17 protein-coding genes are annotated in these 24,032 nt (G+C 66.0%); 5 read left to right on the top strand and 12 right to left on the bottom strand.

Translation table 11 applies throughout. The annotated features are described in order from the left end of the window. Window positions 1-610: 610 nt before the first annotated feature. Window positions 611-1,744: a pectate lyase family protein gene (locus ABQZ09_RS07135; RefSeq protein ID WP_039412517.1), complete on the top strand. Its 1,134-nt coding sequence runs from the start codon at window positions 611-613 to the stop codon at window positions 1,742-1,744. A 297-nt stretch (window positions 1,745-2,041) separates the two neighbouring features. Then, a complete protein-coding gene (locus ABQZ09_RS07140) occupies window positions 2,042-3,139 on the top strand; it encodes a pectate lyase family protein (RefSeq protein WP_228314561.1) in 1,098 nt (365 codons plus the stop codon). A gap of 167 nt (window positions 3,140-3,306) precedes the next feature. On the opposite strand, the gene ABQZ09_RS07145 is transcribed toward ABQZ09_RS07140, so the two are convergent. Next, window positions 3,307-5,280 carry a transglycosylase SLT domain-containing protein gene (locus ABQZ09_RS07145; RefSeq protein ID WP_349776489.1) on the bottom strand — a complete coding sequence of 658 codons (1,974 nt, stop codon included), beginning with the start codon at window positions 5,278-5,280 and terminating at the stop codon, window positions 3,307-3,309. A 316-nt stretch (window positions 5,281-5,596) separates the two neighbouring features. Between ABQZ09_RS07145 and ABQZ09_RS07150 the strand changes: the two genes are divergently transcribed. Further along, window positions 5,597-8,476 carry a TonB-dependent receptor gene (locus ABQZ09_RS07150; RefSeq protein ID WP_349776490.1) on the top strand — a complete coding sequence of 960 codons (2,880 nt, stop codon included), beginning with the start codon at window positions 5,597-5,599 and terminating at the stop codon, window positions 8,474-8,476. A gap of 191 nt (window positions 8,477-8,667) precedes the next feature. Here ABQZ09_RS07150 and ABQZ09_RS07155 read toward each other — a convergent pair whose 3' ends face one another. The 9 genes from ABQZ09_RS07155 to ABQZ09_RS07195 form a co-directional block, all read right to left on the bottom strand. After that, window positions 8,668-9,870 (bottom strand): FAD-dependent monooxygenase, encoded by a 1,203-nt coding sequence (locus ABQZ09_RS07155; RefSeq protein WP_349776491.1) that lies wholly within the window; start codon window positions 9,868-9,870, stop codon window positions 8,668-8,670. A gap of 58 nt (window positions 9,871-9,928) precedes the next feature. Then, the gene (locus tag ABQZ09_RS07160) at window positions 9,929-10,381 is read right to left on the bottom strand and encodes a MarR family winged helix-turn-helix transcriptional regulator (protein WP_349776492.1); all 453 of its coding nucleotides are present in this window, start codon (window positions 10,379-10,381) and stop codon (window positions 9,929-9,931) included. 194 nt (window positions 10,382-10,575) lie between these two features. Continuing rightward, window positions 10,576-12,246, bottom strand: a complete 1,671-nt coding sequence (gene betA, locus ABQZ09_RS07165; protein WP_349776493.1) for a choline dehydrogenase — start codon at window positions 12,244-12,246, stop codon at window positions 10,576-10,578. A gap of 143 nt (window positions 12,247-12,389) precedes the next feature. Beyond that, complete coding sequence (gene betB, locus ABQZ09_RS07170; RefSeq protein WP_349776494.1) at window positions 12,390-13,862, bottom strand: betaine-aldehyde dehydrogenase; 1,473 nt, start codon at window positions 13,860-13,862, stop codon at window positions 12,390-12,392. 38 nt (window positions 13,863-13,900) lie between these two features. Next, window positions 13,901-15,880 carry a choline BCCT transporter BetT gene (gene betT / locus ABQZ09_RS07175; protein WP_349776495.1) on the bottom strand — a complete coding sequence of 660 codons (1,980 nt, stop codon included), beginning with the start codon at window positions 15,878-15,880 and terminating at the stop codon, window positions 13,901-13,903. Between the two features lie 134 nt (window positions 15,881-16,014). Continuing rightward, on the bottom strand, window positions 16,015-16,752 hold the full coding sequence (locus tag ABQZ09_RS07180) for an endonuclease/exonuclease/phosphatase family protein (protein ID WP_047694993.1): 738 nt from the start codon (window positions 16,750-16,752) through the stop codon (window positions 16,015-16,017). Window positions 16,753-16,801: 49 nt separating this feature from the next. Beyond that, a complete protein-coding gene (locus tag ABQZ09_RS07185) occupies window positions 16,802-17,614 on the bottom strand; it encodes a thiol:disulfide interchange protein DsbA/DsbL (RefSeq protein WP_349776496.1) in 813 nt (270 codons plus the stop codon). 91 nt (window positions 17,615-17,705) lie between these two features. After that, the gene (locus tag ABQZ09_RS07190) at window positions 17,706-18,356 is read right to left on the bottom strand and encodes a thiol:disulfide interchange protein DsbA/DsbL (protein WP_349776497.1); all 651 of its coding nucleotides are present in this window, start codon (window positions 18,354-18,356) and stop codon (window positions 17,706-17,708) included. Between the two features lie 93 nt (window positions 18,357-18,449). Then, window positions 18,450-19,247 (bottom strand): c-type cytochrome, encoded by a 798-nt coding sequence (locus ABQZ09_RS07195; protein ID WP_039411918.1) that lies wholly within the window; start codon window positions 19,245-19,247, stop codon window positions 18,450-18,452. A gap of 144 nt (window positions 19,248-19,391) precedes the next feature. Here ABQZ09_RS07195 and yihA point away from each other — a divergent pair, with 144 nt between their 5' ends. Beyond that, the gene (gene yihA / locus ABQZ09_RS07200; protein WP_039411921.1) at window positions 19,392-20,015 is read left to right on the top strand and encodes a ribosome biogenesis GTP-binding protein YihA/YsxC; all 624 of its coding nucleotides are present in this window, start codon (window positions 19,392-19,394) and stop codon (window positions 20,013-20,015) included. Window positions 20,016-20,088: 73 nt separating this feature from the next. Here yihA and ABQZ09_RS07205 read toward each other — a convergent pair whose 3' ends face one another. After that, window positions 20,089-21,069, bottom strand: a complete 981-nt coding sequence (locus tag ABQZ09_RS07205) for an MBL fold metallo-hydrolase (RefSeq protein ID WP_349776498.1) — start codon at window positions 21,067-21,069, stop codon at window positions 20,089-20,091. A gap of 106 nt (window positions 21,070-21,175) precedes the next feature. Beyond that, window positions 21,176-22,012 (bottom strand): helix-turn-helix transcriptional regulator, encoded by an 837-nt coding sequence (locus ABQZ09_RS07210; RefSeq protein ID WP_349776499.1) that lies wholly within the window; start codon window positions 22,010-22,012, stop codon window positions 21,176-21,178. A 455-nt stretch (window positions 22,013-22,467) separates the two neighbouring features. Here ABQZ09_RS07210 and ABQZ09_RS07215 point away from each other — a divergent pair, with 455 nt between their 5' ends. Further along, window positions 22,468-23,832 (top strand): glutamate--cysteine ligase, encoded by a 1,365-nt coding sequence (locus ABQZ09_RS07215; RefSeq protein WP_349776500.1) that lies wholly within the window; start codon window positions 22,468-22,470, stop codon window positions 23,830-23,832. Window positions 23,833-24,032 lie beyond the last annotated feature (200 nt).

A 24,032-nucleotide genomic window follows, 5' to 3' on the forward strand; every position in this document is an offset into this window, starting at 1 on the left:
AAACGCGCCGATGGATTGCATCATCGTCAGCAGTTGCGGTGAGAATGCTTCGTCTGCGATTACGGCGTTTCTTGCAGTGCCTTGCGTCAACCACTCGGTGCGCAGGATGTCTCGGCCGGATCGTACACGCCATGTGGGTCTGTCGGGATACGTGTCGCTTATGTAGCGCGTCGACGAGCCGCCAACGCGTACGGCATCAGCGGTTGCGTTATCGCGGCAACCACATGCGCAGCGATTGAACGCGTGGCAAGCGACACGTCACTGTGCGCCGCACGCACGTTGACGCTGCCTGCGTGTGATCGCAGCGGCACCCGGTATCCGACCCATGCACGGCTGCACGGCGACCCGCATCATGTTGCGTTGCAGTGTCCTTGGCGCTGTCCTCGCGTGTCTTGATTGCAGCGTTTTGTCCTCTCTTGTGTGTCTCGCAACCGTTTGCGTGACTGCGCGTGCATATCGATGCATTGCCTAGATACAAGCGATTGCGATGCTCCTAGTATCGGTGACGCGGAACTGAAAAGTACAAACCTGAAAAGTACGTTCCGTAGTCGATAGACGAGGGATGTGCCGCTGCGCGGTGCATCGAACCCATTCGAGGGAGACATCCAAGATGAAGCCGAAATTATCAACGGCGGCCGCCGCGTCGCTGTTTGTCGGGTCGTTGCTGCTCACCGGCGTTGCCTATGCCGATCCTGCGCTGGAAGTGGCAACCACCGGGTGGGCAACGCAGAACGGTGGCACCAAGGGCGGTTCGAAAGCAGCCGCCGCCAACATCTACACGGTCAAGACTGCTGCGGAACTGAAGAACGCGCTCAAGGCCAGCGTGGGAAGCAACGGGCGCATCATCAAGATCAGCGGCATCATCGATATCAGCGAAGGCAAGGCCTATACCACGACGGCCGATATGAAGAGCCGCGCGCGTCTGGACATCCCGACCAAGACCACGCTGATCGGCATCACCAGCAACGCCGAGATCCGCGAAGGCTATTTCTACGTCAAGGCCAACGACGTCATCATCCGCAACATCACCATCGAAAATCCGTGGGACCCGCAGCCTGTGTGGGACCCGGATGATGGCAGTGCCGGCAACTGGAATTCCGAGTACGACGGCCTGACCGTGGAAGGCGCCACCAATGTGTGGGTGGACCATGTCACCTTCACTGACGGTCGCCGCACCGACGACCAGAACGGCACCGCCAACGGCCGCCCAAAGCAGCACCACGACGGCGCGATGGACGTCAAGAAAGGCGCCAACTTCGTGACCATCTCGTACTCGGCGTTCAAGTCGCACGAGAAGAACGACTTGATTGGTTCCAGCGACAGCGCTTCCAGTACCGACAGCGGCAAGCTCAAGGTCACCATCCACAACACCTTGTTCGAAAACATCTCCGCGCGTGCGCCGCGGGTGCGCTTTGGCCAGGTGCATCTGTACAACAACTACCACGTGGGCAGCACCAGTCATAAGGTGTACCCGTTCTCGCACGCACATGGCGTGGGCAAGGAGTCGAAGATCTTCTCCGAGCGCAATGTGTTCGACATCAGTGGCGTGAGCAGCTGCGACAAGATCGCCGCCGACTACGGCGGCAGCGTGTACCGCGACCAGGGCTCGCTGCTCAACGGCAAGGCACTGAGCTGCTCGTGGAATAGCAACATCGGCTGGACCCCGCCCTACACCTACAGCCTGTTGTCGGCCGACAAGGTCGCCGCCGACGTCAAGGCAAAAGCAGGCGCCGGCAAGCTGTAAGCGATCGCACCTTCGACAAGACGCGCCACATGCAGTGCGCGACGACGCGTGCTGCATGTGCTGCGGAGTCATTCCAAAAACGCAGGTGCAATATGTGCGAAATGTACTGTTAAAAAACGTACATACGCATTAGCATCGGACGGGCTCGCTAGGGGACTGGCCTGATGGCCTGGGCGAGCACACGGCGAGCACACGGGGAGCACACCGCATGGCGGTGTGCCATGCACCACTCATTCAAGAGATTTGATCACCATGTCGAAAGCATCGACTGTTGTGGGACGTACCGTTGTGGGTGTCATGTTGAGCGCCACGTTGTTGTCGACCACGGCCCACGCCGCCGACCCCGCGCTGGAGGTTGCCACCACTGGTTGGGCCACCCAGAACGGCGGTACCAAGGGCGGTTCCAAGGCAGCGGCCGCGAACATCTACACCGTCAGCACCGCAGCACAATTGAAGGCCGCATTGAAGGCCAGTGTCGGCAGCAACGGGCGCATCATCAAGGTCAAGGGTGTCATCGACATCAGCGAAGGCAAGCCCTACACCAAGACCTCGGACATGAAGACGCGTGCGCGCCTGGACATCCCGACCAAGACCACCTTGATCGGCGTCGGCACCAATGCGGAAATTCGCGAGGGCTATTTCTACGTCAAGGCCAATGACGTCATCGTGCGTAACCTCACCATCGAAAATCCGTGGGATCCGGAGCCGAAGTGGGACGCCGACGATGGCGACAAGGGCAACTGGAATTCCGAGTACGACGGCCTGACCGTGGAAGGCGCCACCAATGTGTGGGTGGACCATGTCACCTTCACCGATGGTCGCCGCACCGACGACCAGAACGGCACCGCCAACGGCCGCCCAAAGCAGCACCACGACGGCGCGATGGACGTCAAGAAAGGCGCCAACTTCGTGACCATTTCGTACTCGGCGTTCAAGTCGCACGAGAAGAACGACTTGATCGGTTCCAGCGACAGCGCTTCCAGCACCGATAGCGGCAAGCTCAAGGTCACCATCCACAACACCTTGTTCGAGAACATCTCCGCGCGTGCGCCGCGGGTGCGCTTCGGTCAGGTGCATCTGTACAACAACTACCACGTGGGCAGCACCAGTCATAAGGTGTACCCGTTCTCGCACGCACATGGCGTAGGCAAGGAGTCGAAGATCTTCTCCGAGAACAACGCCTTCGACATTAGCGGCGTGAGCAGCTGCGACAAGATCGCTGCCGACTACAAGGGCAGCGTGTACCGCGACCAGGGCTCGCTGCTCAATGGCAAGGCGCTGAGCTGCTCGTGGAACAGCAACATCGGCTGGAAGCCGCCGTACACCTACAACCTGCTGTCTGCCAACAAGGTCGCTGCAGACGTCAAGGCCAAGGCCGGTGCCGGCAAGCTGTAACCAGGTGCAGGCAACGCTGTGATGGCTGCAGCGCCAAACAGCAACATCCAACGCCCGCAGCACTGCGGGCGTTGGTCATTGTGAGCCTGGGTATTCGCCACGACACGCTGCGCACTGGCGCAGCGCAGCCATTCAGCCCCATTGCCTGTCTGCCGGCCGACGCGTCCTCAGTCCTGCGCAGTGTTGCTGGGGCCCTGGCCCGGCGCGCAGACCGGCTTCTGGCGTTTGTCCACCAGCTTGCCCATCAGGCGATCGCTGAGCGGGAGCATGTCGCCGTTGAGTTGCCAGTCGTAGATCACGCTGAAGGCCAGCACGCGCGCAACATAGTCGCGGGTTTCCTTGTAGCTGATGGTCTCGATCCAGAAGTCCGGCTCGAAGCCGGGGCGCTGCGATAGCCAACGGCCGGTCGGGGCGGGGCCGGCATTGTAGGCGGCGATGGTGAGGTAGGGCAGGCCGTAGGTGTTGAGCAACTGACGCAGGTAGGCGGTGCCGATGGCGATATTGGTGTCCGGCTCGTACAGGCTGGCGGCGCCGGCATAGCCGGGCAGGGCGATCCCCTTGGCCACCGCCGCGCCGGTGCCCGGCAATACCTGCATCAGGCCCATCGCATTGGCGGGCGAGCGTGCGCGCGGATTGAAGATGCTCTCGGCACGGATCTCCGCGGCCACCCAGGCCGGGTCGATCGCATTCTTGGCAGCTTCGCGACGAATGCTGTCGTCGTGATGCAGCGGGAAGCGCAGCGAATACAGCCGCTGCTCGTCCGGTTGCTTGCCAAGTGCAAACACCGCGCGGTCGAACCAGCCGTTGTCGCTGGCCACTTCCACGGCCAGACGGCGCTGGGTGTCATCGAAGCGGCTGGCGGCATCGTTCCATTCGGCCACCGCCCAGCCGGGGCGGTCGATCTGGAACAGGGCGATCGCGCGCATCAGTGCGGGATCGCGTGCCACCGCGGCCTTGGCCTGCGGGCTGTCCTTGGGCTCCCATGGGCATAGCCGATACGGTTGCTGCACCCGGTCGGCCGCCAGGAAGCCGTGGAAGGTGGGCGACTGCGCCGCTGCGCGATACAGCGGCTGTGCAGCGGCGGCCGCGCCGGTCTTTTCGGTGAGGCGCGCTTCGAAATACTGCCAGCGCGAGTCGGCGCGTTGGCTGGCCGGCATCTTGCGGATTGCGGCCAACGCCGCGGGCCAGTCGCCACGCGCCATCGCCTCGCGTGCGCGCCATTCGTGCAGGCGTTCGTCATAGGCGCCGTCGGGCACCGCGTTGAGCCGGCGCGCCGAGTCCGGCAGGTAGGAGGCGACTGTCCAGAGCGCGATCTGATACAGCACCTGGCCGCGTTGCGCGTCGCTGAAACCCAGCGCGCTGGCGAGCGGCGGCAACTGTTGTTCGGCAGCATCGGGGGCACTCTTGGCGAGCTTGGCCAGGCCATCGACGGCGATGCGGCGGCTGCGTTCGGTCCGGGGCCAACCCAGTGCACGCGGGTGGACCTTGTCGAGAAAGGCAGCGTAATCGGTTGCCAGCGCCAGATCAGCCGCCGGCAAGCCGCGCGCGGCGGTACGCATCACCGCAGGCAGCTGCGCATCGGCAGCGGCTTCCACGCGCTCCCAGCGCAACGCCGGGGTCAGATCGCCGCGCGCATCCAGGGCGGCGATGACGGGTTCGCAGGCATCAGGCAGGGCCTTGCCGTTGCGCCACAGCCCCAGCGCGTCGCGGCTCCACTGCGCGTCCATCCGTCCGGTGGCCTGCCGCGCAGTGAGGTGTGCGCAGCGCAGGCCGATATTGTCGGTGTTCTTCCAATTGGCCAGCAGCGTGGTCCAGTCCTGACGCCGTGCCACTGCCGGCAGCCAGGTGCTGCGGAAGCTCTCGGCCACCGGCTGGCCGGCGTAGCGCTGCAGAAAGCTCTGCGCCTGCGCGTTCGAGACGGTGTCGATGCTGCGCTTGAGGGTGGCGAACTCCAGCCAGCCATACAGCGGATGGCGGTTCAAGGCAGTGAGCTGGGCGGGATCGGACTGGCCGCGCTCTGCCGTGGCGATGGCGTCGCGCATCGCGGTCAGCTTGGGATCGAGGATTTGCGCATGCAAGGCGGTGCTGCCAAGGCACAGCAGGCCGGCGAGGAGAGCGGCGAAACGGGGGGCAGAAGTCATCGCGCGATGATACCGAAGCAGGGCTGGGCACCTGAGTGAACGCGAGAGACAGCCATGCCGGCGAACCATGCAGCCTTGACCATGATCCCACGCTGTGGCCGCAGCGCGGCGTCATGGCGATCGCCCAATCGCCATGACGCGGAATGTGCAGGCGCTGGCGCCAGGCCCAGTCCCAGGCCGGCCCCGAACGCGACACGCATCGCAGTGCTGCACCGCCAGATTGCGATGCGTTAAGGTTTCGTTTACAAGTTGGAGCGGGACCGCAGGGCACGGGGGCGTGCGGACACTTTGAAGAATCCTTCTGGAGAGAGAAAGGATGAAGCGTCTGATTTGCCCGTCGCGGTCGCGCCTGGCCGTGCAGTTGTCGTTGTGTTTGATTCCCACGCTCGCCTGGGCGCAACAGCCCGAGGCCGCACCCGGCACGCGCACGCTCGATAGCGTGCAGGTCACCGGTACCCGCATCAAGACGGCCGAGCTGCAAGGCCAGGTGCCGATCCAGACGCTCAACCGCGCCGATATCGAGCGCACCGGCCTGACCTCGATCGGCGAGGTGCTGCAGGAGCTCACCGCGTCCGGTTCGGCGCTCAACGCCAAGTTCAATTCGTCCGGCAATTTCGGCTTTCCGCCCGATGGGGGCGGGGTGGGCGCGGGCTCGGCGCAGGTGGATCTGCGCCATCTCGGCTCCAAGCGCGTGCTGGTGCTGGTCGATGGCATCCGCTGGGTCAACGAATCCTCGGCGTCCGGCGTGGGATCGTCGACCGACCTCAACACCATTCCGCTGGCGATCGTGGAGCGCATCGAAGTGCTCGAAGACGGCGCCTCGTCGTTGTACGGCTCCGACGCGATTGCCGGCGTGGTCAACATCATCACCCGGCGCACCTTCGATGGCGCGCAGGTCACGCTCAACTACGGCCAGTACGGCAAGGGCGATGGCGCCAACCAGGGCGTGGATCTGGCCTGGGGCACCAGTGGCGAGGATTTCAGCCTGTTCTTGGGCGCCAGCTACGTCAAGCAGGATCCGATCTATGCGCGTGACCGTGCGCAGGCGCGCTTCCCGATCCCCGGCACCGGGCTGACCTTCGGCAGCTCGGCCACGCCGGACGGGCGCTTCCAGTTCGTCGACCCGAACACGGGCGCGCGCCAGAACCTCACCCCCAATGCCGGTGTGGGCACGCCGCAATACGATGGCAGCGCCGGTTGCACGCGCAGCGATGATTACCACTGCTTCGGCACCGCCGACCGCTACAACTTTGCCGAGCAGAACCTGCTGCTGACGCCGTCCGAGCGCAAGGGCGTGTTTGCGCAGTTCCGCTATTACTTCAACGACGATGTGCAGTGGTACGTCAAGGCGTTGGGCAATCGCCGCGAGTCGACCAACCAGGCCGCACCGGAGCCGATCTTTCTCGGCCCCGACGCCGGCACCGGCAATCCGCTGGCCGACAACATCCGGATTTCGGCGCTCAATCCGTTCAATCCGTTCGGCTTCGATCTGGATTCGGCCACCAATCTGATCCAGATCGGCCGGCGCCCGGTGGAAGGCGGGCCGCGGCGCTACCAGCAGCAGGTGGATACGCAGTACGTCGGCACCGGGCTGGTGGGCACCTTCGAGGGCGCCGCGCGGACCTGGTTCTGGGACGTCAACGGCATGTACAGCAAGAACAAGGCCGAGCAGACCAACTACGGCAGCTACAACCTGTTCAACATCAATCTGGCGCTCGGCGACCCGGCTGCATGCGCGGCAGTGGCCGGCTGCGTGCCGCTGGATATCTTCAGCGGCGCCGGCAGCATCACGCCGGACATGTTGCGCTGGATCCAGCCGGTGGTCCGCGACCGCAGCCAGAACGAATTGAGCCTGTTCACCGCCAACCTCAGCAGCGAACTGTTCCAGTTGCCGGGCGGCGCGGTGTCGTTTGCCACCGGCTACGAATACCGCAAGTACGAAGGCGCGTATCAGCCCGATCCGCTGACCGTGGCCGGGCGCTACAACGGCGTGCCGTCGTTGCCCACCTCCGGCAGCTACGACGTCAACGAGGCCTATCTCGAGCTCAACATCCCGATCTTCGCCAACTCCTCGCTGGGCGACAAACTCGATCTGAACATCGCCGGGCGCTATTCGGATTACTCCACCTTCGGTGGCGAGTTCACGCCCAAGTACGGCCTGCGTTGGCAGGTGACCGACGAGCTGGTGTTGCGCACCAGTTACGCCGAAGGTTTCCGTGCCCCCACCATCGGCGAGCTGTTCGGTTCGGCCGCACGCGCCGACCTGCAGCTGTCGGACCCCTGCTCGATCGGCCTGGGCGGCACCGCACCACGTGGCAGCGCCGCCAACTGCGCCGCGCTGGGAGTGCCGGGCGGGTACCAGCAGGCCAATCAGCAGATCTCGGTGACCACTGGCGGCAATGAACAGCTGGACCCGGAACGCTCACGCAGCTTCAGTGCCGGCTTCGTCTTCAGCCCCGGCTTTGCCAGCAACGCCAGCTGGTCGGATCGGCTCGACCTGGAAGCCACGTTCTATCGCCACCATGTGGACGGTGCGATCCAGGCGATCAATGCGCAGACCCAGCTGGATCTGTGCGTGGACACACTGGACGTGCTGTATTGCGACGGCATTGCACGCGCCTCCACCGGCGGCATCAATGCGTTCAACAACCGCCTGACCAACCTGGGCTCGATCAAGACCGACGGTTGGGACGTGGACGTGTTCTGGACATTGCCGGAAACCACGTTCGGCCGCTTCAAGCTGTCGTGGCAGAACACCTTCGTGGGCCGCTACGAGGCGCTTGGCGCAGCGGGCCAGCGCCAGCCGCAGGGGCCGGGCATCGAAGTGGTCGACAGCGCGATTCCCGAGTGGACCAGCAATGCCGTGCTGGATTGGTCGCTGGGGAACTGGACGGCGTCGTGGACGGCGCGGCACATCTCCAAGCTCACCGAGCAGTGCGGCGATGCGGTGGAGTTTGCGGTGTGTGGCAACCCGGCCGAAGGCACCAATCAGCTGGATGCGATCACCTATCACGATGCACAGATCGGGTATCGCGTCGATTGGCTCAAGGGCCTGCAGCTCACGGCCGGCTTGAACAATGTGTTCGACAAGGACCCACCGATCTGCCTGTCGTGCTCGCTCAACGGCTATGACGCCTCCACCTACGACATTCCCGGCGGGCGTTTCTGGTACGCGCGTGTGGACCTGAAGTTCTAGGGCGTGACCAGACGCCGCGTGGTTCTCAGGGAGGGCCACGCGCGCCGACATGCAACGGCGGTCATGCACAGGCATGATCGCCGTTGCGGCTTGCTCCTGGCATCGGACCTGGGTGCCGGCCGCCAGGCGCCATATCGATGGACGGAGCGCTGCCGTGCAGTGGTTGCGACGGACCGGCCGCAACGGCCGCTTTAAAGGGGTGCTATCGGGCGATAGTCGGGCAAGGCAATCCTGTTGGAATCACGTGCGAAGCCGTCAGTGACGAGACGGCGAACAATTGGCATGCCTGCCAGGCGCATCGCCCCACGCAATAGCGTCAGCCCGGCTGCGGAGTGCGGCCACAACAGGCGTGGTACGAGCTTGGGAATGTTCTGACCTTCCTTGACGAACGGGCGCATGATCCTTTCGTAGCGCATGCATGCGTGCATCGGCGAGACGGCCTGGGCAAGTTCGCCTGCCAGCACGTAGCTGCCGACCAACGCCAGCGTCGTGCCGATGCCCGACAACGAGGTGGGGCACCAGGCGGCATCGCCCGTCAGCACCACCCGGCCGGCGGACCACCGCGGCATGTGCACCTGGCGCAACACGTCGAAATAGAAATCGTCGACGTCCCGCATCGCGGCGAGAATGCGTGGAAATTCCCAGCCATCGTTGGCGAACTGGGTTTCGATGAAGCGCCGCTGCCGCTCCGGCGTCCAGGCGTTCTCGCCTCCGGGCTTTTTTTGTATGCCCAGATAAGCGCCAAGCTTGCCGTCGAGTGCGGGTTTGAGCGTTGCGCCGCGTCCGCCCACCGTGTTGTATTGCCTGGCATAGGCACTGTCGTGCGATTGCCGGGGGATGCTGAAATAGGCAAGGGTCAGGTCCATCCAGCGCGGCACGTTCTCGCCGGGAAACACCAGTTCGCGGGTATGCGACCCAACGCCTTCGGCGACGATGACCGCGTCGTAGCGGGTGCATCGACCACTGTGGAAGGTGATCTCGACACCGGCCTGGTCCTGGGCGACACCGCACACGCTGTCGCCGAAGCGATAGGCCACGCGTTCACGCGAGGCCTCGTACAACATGCGCGCCAGGTCGCCGCGACGGATTTCCAGGTCGGCGGTGGGGCCGCTGTCGGTGTCTGACGCGTCTGCCTTGAACCGCGCAATGACGCGATCGTCTGCGTCCACCCAGTCGGTGCCGAGCTCCCTGGTGCTGCGTTCGAATGCGCGGGCTTCCAGTCCCATGCGGCGCAGCACGTCGCGCGCATTGCCCCGGACGTCGACGTTCTGGCCGCCGTCACGAAACGCCGGTGCGCGTTCGACCACCTCCACCTCGACCCCGTACGCGTCAAGCCACCACGCAGCGGTGGTCCCGGCGACGCTGGCGCCTGTAATGAGTATCCGGCGGGACATGCGACCACTCCTGCAGTGAATTTACATCATGTATGATACGTAAATATCATGCATGATGCTATTCGCTGGCAGCGGATTCCAGGTTGGCGATGAGCCGGCCGAGAAGCGCCGTCAGCAGGCCGGCGTCCTTGCCGGAAAATCCCGAGACGCCGAGTGCATTGACATCGAGCAGGACGGTACGCCCGGTTGCGGCGGCGTCTTGCCCTGCCGCGGTCAAGCGAACGGTGGCGGCGCGCTTGTCGGTCGACGATGCTTCGCGCGCGATCAGCGCCATCGCTTCAAGCTTGTCCAGCAACGCGGCCATCGCCGGCTGCTTCACCGCGGACTCGCGCACCAGGTCCCGCTGCAGCATCGGGCCCTTCCAGGACAACAGCAGTAATGGCCCGATCAGCGCGAGCGTGATTCCATGCTCGCGCAGGCGGGCATCGACCAGGCGATTGAAGACGCGCGCGGCATGGTTGGCCAGATAGCCGGGCGCGATGGCGGCTTCCGGGTGGATGTCCGAGGTCATGCGCAAAGCATAGCCCACGTGTGCCGGGCTAGGTGCTTGCGTCAATGGCGCTGCGGTCATCTTGCAGGCAGCAGTACCGTTGCCGATGAAGTGGCGCCCGGTGCTGTTGCCGAGCGCCTGCAACGCGACGCGCCGCTGCCGGTGCGCGAGGCGACCGGCGCGCTCGCGCTTCCAGTTTCAAGCAAGCGCTAGGCTCAACGGCGAACCGGCGCATCGCCTGCGATGTAATAGTCGGCCGTGCTGCGCGGCAAGGGAGTGCGCCCGCGCATGCGGTCGGCGATCTTCTCGGCGATCATGATGGTGGTCGCATTGAGGTTGCCGGTGATGATGCGTGGCATGATGGACGCGTCGATCACGCGCAGGCCTTCCATGCCGTGCACGCGGCCCTGCCCATCGACCACGGCCATGTCGTCGGTGCCCATCGCACACGAACACGACGGGTGGTAGGCGGTTTCCGCACGCGCGCGGACGAAGGCATCCAGTTCCGCATCGGTCCTGCAATCGGCGCTCGGGCTGATTTCGCGGCCGCGGTACGCATCGAGCGCGGGCTGGGCGATGATGTCGCGGGTGATCCGGATCGCGTCGCGGAATTCCTGCCAGTCCTGGTCGGTGGATTGGTAATTGAACAGGATGGACGGATGCTGACGCGGATCGCGCGACTTGGCATGCACGCGTCCGCGGCTGGGCGTACGCATCGAGCCGACATGCGCCTGGAAGCCGTGCTCCTTCACCGCATTGCTGCCGTTGTAATTGATGGCGACGGGGAGGAAGTGGTACTGGATGTTGGGCCAGTCGAACTCATCGCGCGTGCGGATGAAGCCGCCGGCTTCGAACTGATTGCTGGCACCGGTGCCGGTGCCGGCGAACAGCCATTCGGCGCCAATCGCAGGCTGGTTCCACCATTGCAAGGCCGGGTACAGCGACACCGGCTTGGTGCACGCGTACTGGATGTAGACCTCCAGATGGTCCTGCAGATTCTGGCCCACGCCTGGCAGGTCGTGCACCAGTTGCACGTCGAGCGCACGCAGCAGATCGGACGCGCCCACGCCGGAGCGCTGCAACAGTTGCGGCGATGCAATCGCGCCGGCGCACACCAGCACTTCGCGGCGCGCGTGCGCATCGATGCCTTCGCTGCTGTTGCCGACCAGGTAATGCACGCCGATGGCGCGCTTGCCGGCAAACAGGATGCGGTCGGTAGTGGCGTGGGTGACGATGTGCAGGCCATCGCGCGGCTTGGCCATGTCCAGGTAACCGCGCGCAGTGCTGGCGCGGCGGCCGCGCGGGGTGACGGTACGGTCCATCGGCCCGAAGCCTTCCTGCTGGTAGCCATTGAGATCATCGGTGCGTGGGTAGCCCGCCTGGACGCCCGCCTCGACCATGGCATGGAACAACACGTTGTTGTCGTTCTTCGGCGTGGCCACGCTCACCGGGCCGTCGCCGCCGTGATAGTCATTGGCGCCGATGTCGCGCGTTTCGGCCTTGCGGAAGTAGGGCAGCACATCGCGGTAGCTCCAGTCCTCAAGGCCCGGCCGCCTGGCCCAGTGATCGAAGTCCAGCGCGTTGCCGCGGATGTAGCACATGCCGTTGATCAGCGAGGAGCCACCCAGGCCCTTGCCGCGCCCGCACTCCATCCGCCGGCTGTCCATGTACGGTTCCGGCTCGGTTTCGTAGGCCCAGTTGTAGCGGCGGCCCTGCAGCGGAAATGCCAGCGCTGCGGGCATCTGGGTGCGGAAGTCCAGACGGTAGTCCGGCCCGCCTGCTTCGAGCAACAGCACAGTCACGCCCGGGTCTTCGGTCAGGCGCGCGGCCAGCACGTTACCGGCCGAACCTGCGCCGATGATGATGTAGTCATATTCGCGTTGCATGGTGGTCTCCTGAAGCATCTGCGATGCCGCGGCAGTTGAGGTGCGGCGCAGGTGTGCGGGCTTGCCGCGGCAACGTGTGACCACGCCCCGCGCCTGGTTGGCAGGAGGCAGCCGCCGAGCGACTGCGACCTGGGGCGAACCCCTCAGAAGACCGAGGCGTAGCGTTCCAGCTCGACCTGGACCGATTTGGTACGCGTATACGCCTGCAAGGTGGCCAGGCCGTTCTCGCGCCCCACGCCGGATTGCTTGTAGCCGCCCACCGGCATCGGTGCGGGCGACTCGCCCCAGGTGTTGATCCAGCAGATGCCCGCTTCCAGGCGATGGATCAGCCGATGTGCACGCGCCAGATCCGGCGTGACAACGCCGGCCGCCAGGCCATAGCTGGTGGCATTGGCGCGTGTGATCGCTTCGTCCTCGTCGTCGTAGGTGAGCAGGCTCAGCACCGGCCCGAAGATTTCTTCGCGCACGATGGCCATCACGTCGGTGCAATCGCTGAAGATGGTCGGGGCCACGTAATAGCCCTGCGCCAGCGCACCATCGCGCAGGCGCTCGCCGCCGCACAGCAGGCGTGCACCCTCGGCCTTGCCCTGGTCAATGTAGTCGAGCACCCGCTGCATGTGCGCCGCGCTGACCAGTGGGCCGAAGGTGGTGCGCGTATCCAGCGGGTCGCCGATATGGATGCGTTGCACGCGTGCCAGCAGCCGCGCTTCGAAGGCGTTGCGCAGCGCGCGCGGCACGAACACGCGGGTGCCGTTGGTGCACACCTGCCCGGAGCTGTAGAAGTTGGCCATCATCGCGATGTCGGCGGCCAGATCCAGGTCGGCATCGGCACACACGATCAACGGCGACTTGCCGCCCAGTTCCATGGTCACGTCCTTCAGCGACGAACTCGATGCGCTGGCCATCACCTTGCGGCCGGTGGCGGTGCCGCCGGTGAAGCTGATCTTTTCGATCTGCGGGTGTTCGGTGAGCGCGGTGCCCACGCTGGCACCATCGCCGGGCAGCACGTTGAACACGCCATCGGGCAAGCCGGCTTCGGTGAACAGCTCGGCAAGCTTAAGTGCGGTGAGCGGGGTGACTTCGCTGGGCTTGAAGATCATCGCGTTACCGGCCGCCAGCGCGGGTGCGGCCTTCCACAGCGCGATCTGGATCGGGTAATTCCACGCGCCGATGGCACCCACCACGCCCAGCGGCTCGTGCCGTGTATAGAAAAAGCTGCCCTCGCGCAGCGGCACCTGCGCACCCTGCAGTGCGTGCGCCACACCGGCGTAGTACTCCAGCACGTCGGCGCCAGTGACGACGTCCACGCTGCGGGTTTCGCTCAGCGGTTTGCCGGTGTTGAGCGTTTCCAGTTCGGCCAGCGCATCATTGCGCTCGCGCAGCAGGGCCACCGCGCGCAGCAGGATGCGCGAGCGCTCCACGGTGGTCAGCGCCGCCCATTCGCGCTGGCCGGCCCTGGCGCTGTCGACGGCAGCATCCAGATCGTCGGCACCGGCGCTGTGCACGTTGGCCAGCACCTCGCCGGTAGCGGGGTTGACCACTTCGAACGTATGGCCGCCGCGGGCGGGAACATGACGGCCGCCGATGTACAGCAACTGGTCGGGAAAACGTGGCATGACAAACCTCCTGGGGACAGGCGCCGCAGTGCTGCAACTCAGCGGGTGAGGTGCAGGAACTGTAGGTGACGCTCGTATTGATCGATGATGTCGTTGATGATCTGCTCGCGGCTGTAACCGACCAGGTCGTAATCCTGGCTGCCTTCGTACAGATACACTTCGGCGCGGTAATAGCGCTGGTTGCGCAGGCGCTGTGCAGCAAACGACGGGGTGAGATACCCGCGCAGGACCACCTGGTAGCGGAAACCCTGTTGCTCGCCATGATCGACGCTGATGTCCATGTCGCCGTCGTCGATGCGGCTGCTGACGTTCCAGCCTTCTTCCTGCAGCTGTGCAGTCACCGCCTCGATGGCCGGGCGCACCTGGTCGCGCATGAAGCGATAGACCTCGTCGCGCGCCGGGAAATGCATGGCCTGGCCCAGGCGTTGGCGCCAGCCGCCATGATGGCGCGATTGCCCGATCAACGGACTGGGGCTATGCAGCTGTGCACGTTTGCGCTGCGATTCCTCGCTGAGCGCGCGCGACAGCCCCCACGCCATCAACAGCAATACCGCCGAGAACGGCAACGATGCCAGCACCACCGCCGATTTCAGCGCGTCCATGCTGCCGGCCAGCAACAGGCCTGCGGTGACCACGGCAGTGAGCACGCCCCAGAACACGCGCAGCCAGCGCGGTCCGTCATCGTGCGGTTCACCGCCATGCGAGGACAGCGTGGACAACACCACCGTGCCGGAATCGGCCGAGGTCACGAAGAACACGAAGCTGATCGCCACGGTCACCGTGATCACCGTGCGGCTCCACGGGTAACTCTGCAGCAACGAATACAACACCGTCTCAGGGGCGTCGATGGCCTGCTGTGCCCACGCGGCCTGGCCATGGTGCAGGAGCTGATCCAGTGCGCTATTGCCGAAGATCGACAGCCACGCCAGCGTAAAACCGAGCGGTATCAACAGCACGCCCAGCACGAACTCGCGAATGGTGCGCCCGCGCGAAATGCGTGCGATGAACAAGCCCACGAATGGCGCCCAGCCGATCCACCAGGCCCAGTAGAACACCGTCCAGTTGCCCAGCCAGTCGGCGCGGCCGCCATAGGCATACACATCGAAACTCTTGCCGACCACGCTGCCCAGGTAGTCGCCCAGATTCTGCATCAAGGCATTGAGCAGGTACTGCGTGGGGCCGGCAAACAGCATGAACAGCAACAGCGCGATCGCCAGCAGCATGTTGATGTCCGACATCCAGCGCACGCCTTTTTCCACGCCGGAGACCGCGACAATGATTGCCGCGCCCATCATTGCCGCGATCAGCGCGACCTGCACCCAGTGCGCGTGCGGCACGTCCATCAAGGTGCCCAGGCCGGCGTTGAGGTGCAGCACGCCAAAGCCCATGTCCGCGCCCAGGCCGAACACGGTGGCCACGATGCCCAGTGCGTCCACGGTGTAACCGATTGGCCCGTTGATACGTTTCCCGATCAGCGGATACAGCGCCGAACGCAACGCCAGCGGCAAATTGTGGCGGAAGGCGAAATAGGCCAGCGCCATCGCCGCCAGCGCGAACACGCCCCAGCCATGCAGGCCCCAGTGCAGGCACAGCAACTGCATGGCCTGCCGGGCGGATGCTTCGCCGTTGCCGGTGCCGCCCTGGGGCGGTTGCAGATAATGGGTGAGCGGTTCGGAGACGCAGAAAAAGAATAGCGTGATGCTGATGCCCGCCGCGAACAACATGCCGGCCCAGGAGAGATAGCTGAATTCCGGTTCGTCGTGATCGGCACCGAGCTTGATGTTGCCGTAGCTGGACAAGGCCACGCCCAGCACGAACACCAGGTACACCGTCATTGCCAGCAGGTAGTACCAGCCGACATTGCGCGAGGCCCAGGTCTGCGCATCCAGCAGTACGCGGCCTGATTCAAGCGGAAACAACGACACCAGCACGGCGAACGTGCATACGACCGTGGCCGCCAGCACGAACACCGGGCGCAAGGTACGGACCGGCTGGGTGTGCGGCGCTGTCGCACTCATGGCAACGCACTCATACGATGCGTATCACGTGATGTGCTCCCAACAAAAAACCGCCTGCGTTATCGCACAGGCGGTGTCGAGGGGGTGTCATCGGTCGAGTTCGCCAGTGCGAACCCGTTGGCAGCTTGCGTGCGCTAGCGCAGCAGCTGCAGTGGCACGCGGATATCCATGCCGACCGCCAGATGATCCGAAAACGCTGCCGGTATGGCTTCGGTGTGTTCGATCACCAGGCTGTCGCTGACCAGGATATGGTCGATCGCCCGGTCCGGCCGCCAGCTCGGGAAGGTATGCACCACGCAACTCGGCGGCTGCAGGCGCGTATGGCGGTACAGGGCCTGCATTTCCGGCCGGTCGGCCACGCAGTTGAAGTCGCCCATCAGCATGGCGTTGGGATGCTCGGACAGGAGTTCGGCGATGAAGGCCAGCTGCGCCATGCGCGAATTGGCGCCCAGCGACAGATGCGCCACCGCCACCGCAAGTCCCTCGCGGCCCTGCCCGAACTTGGCCAGCAGGATGCCGCGCCCGCCGATGCGGCCGGGCAAGGCATGGTCCTGCACTTCCAGCGGTTCGAGCTTACTGAGCAGGCCGTTGGCGCTGGAGGCCACCCCACCCATGCGGCGGTTGGGTTGGTGGCTCCAGTAATGGAAGCCGGCGCGCTCGGCCAGGTAGTGGGTCTGGTTGGTGAAGCCCGAGCGCAGGCTGCCCGGGTCGGCTTCCTGCAGGCCGACGATGTCGCGTTCGCCGGCCAGCTTGGCGATGCTGTCCAGGCTGGTGCGCTTTGCTCCCAGCGGCAGCGCATGCGACCAGCTGCGGGTCACGTAATCGCTGTAGCGGCGGGTGCTGGAGCCGGCCTGGATATTGGCGGTCAGCACCCGCAGGGTGCGCGAGTCCGAAGCGTTCACGGCGTGACGGTCGTCCGGCTCACTTGGCCAGCGTGGCGCGTTCGCGCGCGATCAGGTGATCGGCGATGCGCAGCATGTCCGGGAAGCTCTGGCCCTTGACCAGGTACTTGCCGTTGACGATCAGCGACGGCGTGCCGGTGATCTTGCTGCGGGTGGCGAACTGCTTGGCACGGTTGGTCTTGGCCGAGACGCCGAAGCTGCTCATGGTGTCGATGAAGGTCTTGGAGTCCACGCCGTACTTGGCGTAGAACGCGGCGATGTCCTGCACCGAATCCTTGCCGCGCTCGCCCTTCAGGCTCTGGTCGACGTGGATGGCCTTGTACAGCGCTTCGTGGGTCTTTTCCTGCACGCCCAGCGTTTCGGCGGCGTAGAAGGCGCGCGCGTAGTCATCCCATGGACCACCGAACATCGCCGGCACGTAGACGAAATGCACGTCCGACGGCAGCCCGGCCTTCCACGGCCCGATCAGCGGCTGGAACGCGTTGCAGGCTGGGCAGACATAGCCGAACACCTCCGCTACTTCGATCTTGCCGGCGGCCTGCTGATACGGCTGGCCACCGTCGATATCCAGATAATCGGTGCCGGCGACCGGCTCCGGGCCATTCGGCGCGCGCGGGGCGGCGCTGGGTGCGGCCGGCGGCGGGGTGGTGGCGCTTTCGCCCACCGCTGGCGGGGCGGCCGGGTCGGCGGCCGGTGTGGCAGCGGCCGGAGCGGGCGCCGTCTCGGCCGACGGCGTGGTGGCGGGCGCAGTGTCGGACGAGCCGTCCTGGGCCTTGCAGGCGACCAGGATCGGCAGCAGCGCCATCAGCGTCAGGGCGAAGCGGGTCTTCATCGGATTGGATCTCCAGCGTGGGGCGAGGAAAGGGCCGGACGGCCGCGGGGCGCATGATGCCACGGGCGGCTGTCGGTGGCGGTTACGCGGTTCAGCGCTTGGCAGGTGCGGCGTGTTCGCGGGCGATCAGGTAGTCGGCCACGCGCAGCATGTCCGGATAATTGCGCGCGCCGATCAGATAGCGGCCGTTGACGATGAGGGCCGGCGTGCCGGGCAGCTTGCTGCGCAGGGCGAACTCGCGTGCGGCCTTGAGCCTGGCGTCCACCGCCTCGCTCTTGAAGGTGTCGACGAAGCGCTGCTGCGGCACGCCGTAGTCGGCATAGAACACGGCCAGTTCGTCTGCGGACACGTTCTGGGTCGGCACGCTCTGCTTTTCATGGATGGCATCGAACATTGCGCGGTGGCTGCGCTTGGCCACGCCCAGGATGTCGGCGGCGAAATAGGCCCGCGCAAACGCATCCCAGTACCCGCCGAAGGCCGCCGGCAACGGGGTGAAGCGCACATACGCGGGCTGCTTGGCGGCCCAGGCCTCCAGCGTGGGTTCGAAATGCGCGCAATGCGGGCAGGTGTAGCCGAACACCTCGACCACTTCGACCTTGCCGGCCAGCGGCGCATACGGCTGGCCGCCGTCGATCAGGGTGTAGTCCTCGCCTTCGACCGGTGGCGCCGTCTTGTCGGCGGCGCAGGCTGCCAGCGGTACCAGGATCAACAACAGCAGGGACAGGCGGGAAAGCAGATTCATGCGGGCTCCGTGGGGCGAGGGGGAGAGCGGGAAACGACGACGCCGGTCTCGGGACCGGCGTCGTGACACGGTGGGGCAGGTGCGTCCGTCAGCTCATGAGCGTGCCGGTGTGCCGGCGGGCATCTGGGCGGCGGCCGCATCGTCGGCGCGGTCGTGCAGACCTTGCAGATAACTGGCCAGCGCCTGGATCTCCTGCTCGGTCAGCGGGTGCGCTACCTGCGCCATGATATTGAACAGCGCCGGATTGCGCTCCTGGGTGGTGCCGGCCTGGTATTCCTTCAGGCGGCGCGCCACGTACTCGGCATGCTGGCCACCCAGGCGCGGGTAGGCCGGGCCGGGATTGCCGCCGCCGGATGGGCCATGGCAGGCCATGCAAGCCGGCACGCCGCGCGCGATGTCGCCGCCGCGGTAGAGCTTTTCGCCGACCTCGTAGAACTTCATGCCCTGGTACGGGCCCTCGGCGATGGCCGCGTCGTCGGCCACCCCGGCGGCGGACTTCTGGGTGGCGAAGTAGGCCCCCAGGTCGCGCATGTCCTGCGCCGTGAGGTCCTTGACGAACGGCACCATGACCGCCGACATGCCGGTGTTGCGTTCGCCGCTGGCGATCAGCGCGACCTGATGCGCCACGTAGCGCTCGGTCTGCCCGGCGATGCGCGGGTACATGGCCACCGCCGGGTTGCCGTCCGGGCCGTGGCAGGCCGCGCAGGCCGCCGCCTTGGCCTGGCCGGCCTTGGCATCGCCCCAGGTGGTCTTGGCCAGATCCACCTCCAGCGGCGCAACGCGCACGGGCGGCGGATCGGGGATCGGCGTGACCGCCGACTGCGCAAATGCCACGGCCGCGATGACCGGCACGGCGAGGGTGGCGAGGACTAGCACACGAGCATGGCGCATCAGCTAAAGCTCCGTATGGACCCGGCCCGCGCGCGTTGGGTGCTGGCTGTGGCAGGCGTGCTTCGATTATCGACACGCCTTTGCGCCAGGGTCAACGAACAGTGCAGCAAAACCGGCAGAGCCCGAACGTGCGATCCTAGGGGGATGTCGCTCCTTATCGAACAAGCCCGCTACCACCTGTCCGCCCACAACGCCCGGCAATTGCCCGACGATGGCGGTTACGAGGTGGCCTTCGCCGGCCGCTCCAACGCCGGAAAATCCAGCGCGCTCAATGCGCTGACCCGCCAGAATTCGCTGGCGCGCGTGTCCAAGACCCCTGGCCGCACCCAGCAGCTGGTGTTCTTCCAGATCCAGCCCGAGCGCTACCTGGTGGACCTGCCCGGCTACGGCTACGCCAAGGTGCCGCAGGACCTGCAGGCGCACTGGCAGGCCTTCATCGACCGCTATTTCCGCACCCGCGAGGCGCTGCGCGGGCTGGTGGTGGTGATGGACATCCGCCACCCGCTCAAGGATTACGACCTGCAGATGCTCGGCTATGCCGCCGAACGCGGCCTGCCCGCGCACGGCTTGCTGACCAAGGCCGACAAGCTCGGCCGTGGCCAGCAGATGCAGACGCTGCAGAAGGTCAAGAAGGAAGTGACCTCGCGCTTCGGCGACAGCGTGACCGTGCAGACCTACTCCGGCGAATCGCGCCAGGGCGTGGACGAACTGCGCGGGATTGTCGGTGGCTGGCTGGGGCTGGATGTGGAAACGCCCGCCGCCGAGTGATGCCCGGCGGCCGTGACCGCCGCGGCCCATCGATGCGATGCGCGACGGCGGGCGAAGGCCCGCCGTTTCGCGTTCAGGGCGTGGCCGGCACCGCGCCGAACTCGGTCGGCACCCAGGCGAACGCGGCACCGTCGCGGCGCACGTGGCCCAGCCCCGGGAACGGCAGGTGCGCGCCGGCCACCCACCACCGGCCGTCCGCAGCCTGCGCCAACATGCGGCGGCGAGAGCCGATCGCCCTGGCACGGTCGCTGTCGGCCTCGAACGAGGCGTCCGGCTGTGCGAACTGCACGGCGTGGTAGTGCAGCACGTCGCCCCACACCAGCAGCGTGTTGTCGGGGCCGCCGTCGAAGCGATATGAGACATGGCCCGGGGTGTGGCCCTGGCTGTCCAGGGCGACGATGCCGGCCGGCAGGGCGGTCTTGCCCGGCTGAAACCGGCGCAGACGTCCCTGCGCCTGGTAAGGCGCCACCGCCGCGCGCGCCAGCGGGAACGCGAATTTCAGCAGCGGCCCGGCACCCGCCTCGGATGCGGGGTCCAGCCAGTACGCGGCATCGGCAGCGGACAACCATACCGTGGCAGCGGGAAACGCCGGTTTGCCCTGGGCGTCCAGCAGGCCGCACAGGTGATCCGGATGGGCGTGGGTGAGCAGGACATCGTCGACCTGGGCCGGGTCGTAGCCAGCGGCGCGCAGACTGCTCAGCACCTGGCCCAGACCAGGGCCCAGACACTGCGCGGTGCCGGTATCGACCAGGCTGAGGTGGCTGCCGTCCTGCACCAGATACGCGTTGACTGCTGTCTGCAGTCCCCTGGCGTCTTCGGGCACGAAGCCCTGCGCAAGCAGCCGGTCGCGTTCGGCCGGGTCGAGATGGGACAGCTGCTGGCGCGTCAATGCGACGCTGCCATCGAACAGCGCGGTCACCCGCAGCGTGCCGATGCGTTGCAGATAGAAACCGGGCGCCTGCTGGTGGGTGCCGGCAGGCGTGGCAGCCTGGGCGAGGGTGGCGCTGGCGGCCAGCAGCAGGGGCGCCAGCGAACGCAGGGCGGGAAACGACATGGGGGCAACTCCAGGACAGGCGGCACCGCCGCGGTGGCGTCATGCTGGGCGCCGCGGCGCGCGCGATTCGCTCATTACGCTGCGTCAAGCGCTCGGCGCGGTCGACCTAGCGGCTGTTGCCGATGCTGCCCGGGTCCAGCCCGTAGCGCTGCTGGAAGCGCTGACTGAAGCTGCGTGTGGAGCGATAGCCCGCCCGTGCGGCCACGGTCTTGAGCGGCCAGCGCGTGGTGTAGAGCAGGGCCATCGCGTGCGCGAGCCGCGCATCGGTAATCAGGTCGCGCAGCGAGCGCTGCTCGGCGGCCAGATGCCGGCGCAAGGTGGCGCCGCTGATGCCCAGGCTGTCTTCGATATCGCGCGAGCGCCAGGCCCGCTGTGGCTGTGCGGTGATCAGCGCACGCACCTGGTCGGCGAGACTGGGCGCAGGCGGTAACAGCAGACCGCCGTGGCCGCGACGGCAAACGCCGATGATCAACGCGGCCAGTGCAAGGCGCGCTTCGGTGTACAGCCCCTGTTGTAGCGCATCGCGCCATTGCCGCAACGGCCCGTCGAACGCGATGGCCGGCAACCGCGCGATGTCGGCACCGGCCTCGGGGAGCGGCTCGTTCCACAATGCCCGCGCTGCGGACAGGGCCTCTTCGCACAACGGGACCACTGCACTCAGGTAGAGCCCGGTGTGCGGGTCGGGGGTGTTGACGATGTCGATGCGGCAGCGGCGCGTCACCAGGAACAGGTCGCCGGGTACGAATTCCAGCACTTGGGTTGCCGTGCGTACCTGCTTGCGGCCCTGCAGCAGGATGGCGAACTGCGCCTGGGCCAGGTCCACCGAGCGCGCCCCGTGCTCGCGTCGCGCGCTCACGCAGGCAAAGCCTTCGGCGCGCTCGCAGTGCATCAGGCTGGTCATCTGCGCAAGCAGGGCGTCGGTGGGCGTGGGCGCAACGGTCATGGCCGGGCGATGCTACAGGATCGTGTGCGCGCCACTGCCTAGCGCCGTGCCTGCCGCTCTGCCGGGTCGTGCGGGCCTACGACGGGCGAATGAAGCACGCTGCTGAAGGCTGGTCCCTGGCGCCCCCGGGTCGGTTCGATTGCGCAACCTTCCTTCTGGAGGCGGCCGGAGGATCCAGGCGAGTCGGGTTCGAGGGCAGTGGTGAGTGCAGGCTGCTGCGACGGCCATGCCCGACATCGCTCACCGGCGACGTTGCCTGCGCTTGGCATTGCGGCAGGATCGTGCCGGCGTGCAGGGGGCTGCCGCCAGCCTCGACGCTGCCATGCGCATGGATGGAAATCTCAGACCCGGCCGATGGCGGCAATTCTTCCATGCCCTGCGGGTATAGTGCGGGCCTTGCGGTGGCTGGGGAGGACCCCCACATCGTCCCACCCCTTTCGTTTGCGAGCCTGCCCTTGTCGAGTCCCAGCCACGTTGCCGAAACGCCGATCACCGAACGCGCGGAACTGGTCCAGGTGCTGGCCTCCGGCGAAAAACCGAGTGCGGACTGGCGGATCGGTACCGAGCACGAAAAGTTCGGGTTCCAGCTGGATGATTTGCGCGCGCCTAGCTTCGAGGGTGCCCGCGGCATCGAGGCCTTGCTGACCGGCTTGACCCGTTTCGGCTGGGAGCCGGTGCAGGAAAACGGCCACACCATCGCGTTGCTGCGCGACGGCGCCTCGGTGACCCTGGAGCCGGCCGGCCAGCTGGAGCTCTCCGGCGCGGCGGTGGAAACCCTACACCACACCTGCGTGGAAACCGGCACGCACTTGGACGAAGTGGCGCAGGTGGCCGGCGAGTTGCAGCTCGGGTTCCTGGGCATGGGCTTCCAGCCCAAGTGGCGCCGCGACCAGATGCCGTGGATGCCCAAGGGCCGCTACCAGATCATGAAGAACTACATGCCCAAGGTCGGCTCGCTCGGCCTGGACATGATGACGCGCACCTGCACGGTGCAGGTCAACCTGGATTACGCCACCGAAGCGGACATGGTGCAGAAGTTCCGCGTCTCGCTGGCGCTGCAGCCGATCGCCACCGCGCTGTTTGCCGATTCGCCGTTTACCGAAGGCAAACCGAACGGCTACCTGAGTTACCGCTCGCACATCTGGACCGACACCGACGCCGACCGCACCGGCATGCTGGATTTCGTGTTCGAAGACGGCTTCGGCTACGAGCGCTACGTCGATTACCTGCTCGATGTGCCGATGTATTTTTCCTACCGCGATGGCGTCTACCACGATGCCAGCGGGCAGAGCTTCCGCGACTTCATGCAGGGCAGGCTGCCGGCGCTGCCAGGTGCACTGCCGACGCTGCGCGACTGGTCCGACCACATGACCACCGCGTTCCCGGAAGTGCGTTTGAAGAAATATCTGGAAATGCGCGGCGCCGATGCCGGCCCGTGGGATCGCCTGTGCGCGTTGTCCGCGTTCTGGGTGGGCTTGCTGTACGACCAGACTGCGCTGGATGCGGCCTGGGACCTGGTCAAGGATTTCAGCCCCACCGAGCGGCATGCGCTGCGCGACGGTGTGCCCAGGCACGCGCTGGGCCTGCCGTTCCGTAACGGCACCGCGCGCGATCTGGCAGTGGAGGCGGTCAACATCGCGCGCGAAGGCCTGCGTCGTCGCGCACGCCTGAACCGCGACGGGCAGGACGAGACCGGGTTCCTGGACGTGATTGCCGAGATCGCCGAAAGCGGCGTCACCGCCGCCGAGCGCAAGCTGGCGCTGTATCACGGCGCCTGGAATGGCGATATCGACCGCGTGTTTCGCGAGTTTTCGTACTGAGTGAGCGGTACGCGGCGGAAGGCGCGCCGTGAGGTGGCGTGCGTTGCCGTGGGTGACGGTGCGCGCAGTGGATTGTCGGTAGCGCACAGATTGCGTTTTGCGGTGCGCCCTCCATGCCTATCCGACAACTGCTCGCCAGGCGTTGTCGCCACCGCTATTGGCACCGCCGCAGTCACTGGTCCCGCGCACTGATCCGTCGT

The organism is Xanthomonas sp. WHRI 6106 (assembly GCF_040202405.1).
In the GTDB taxonomy this organism is placed as follows: Bacteria; Pseudomonadota; Gammaproteobacteria; order Xanthomonadales; family Xanthomonadaceae; genus Xanthomonas; species Xanthomonas cannabis.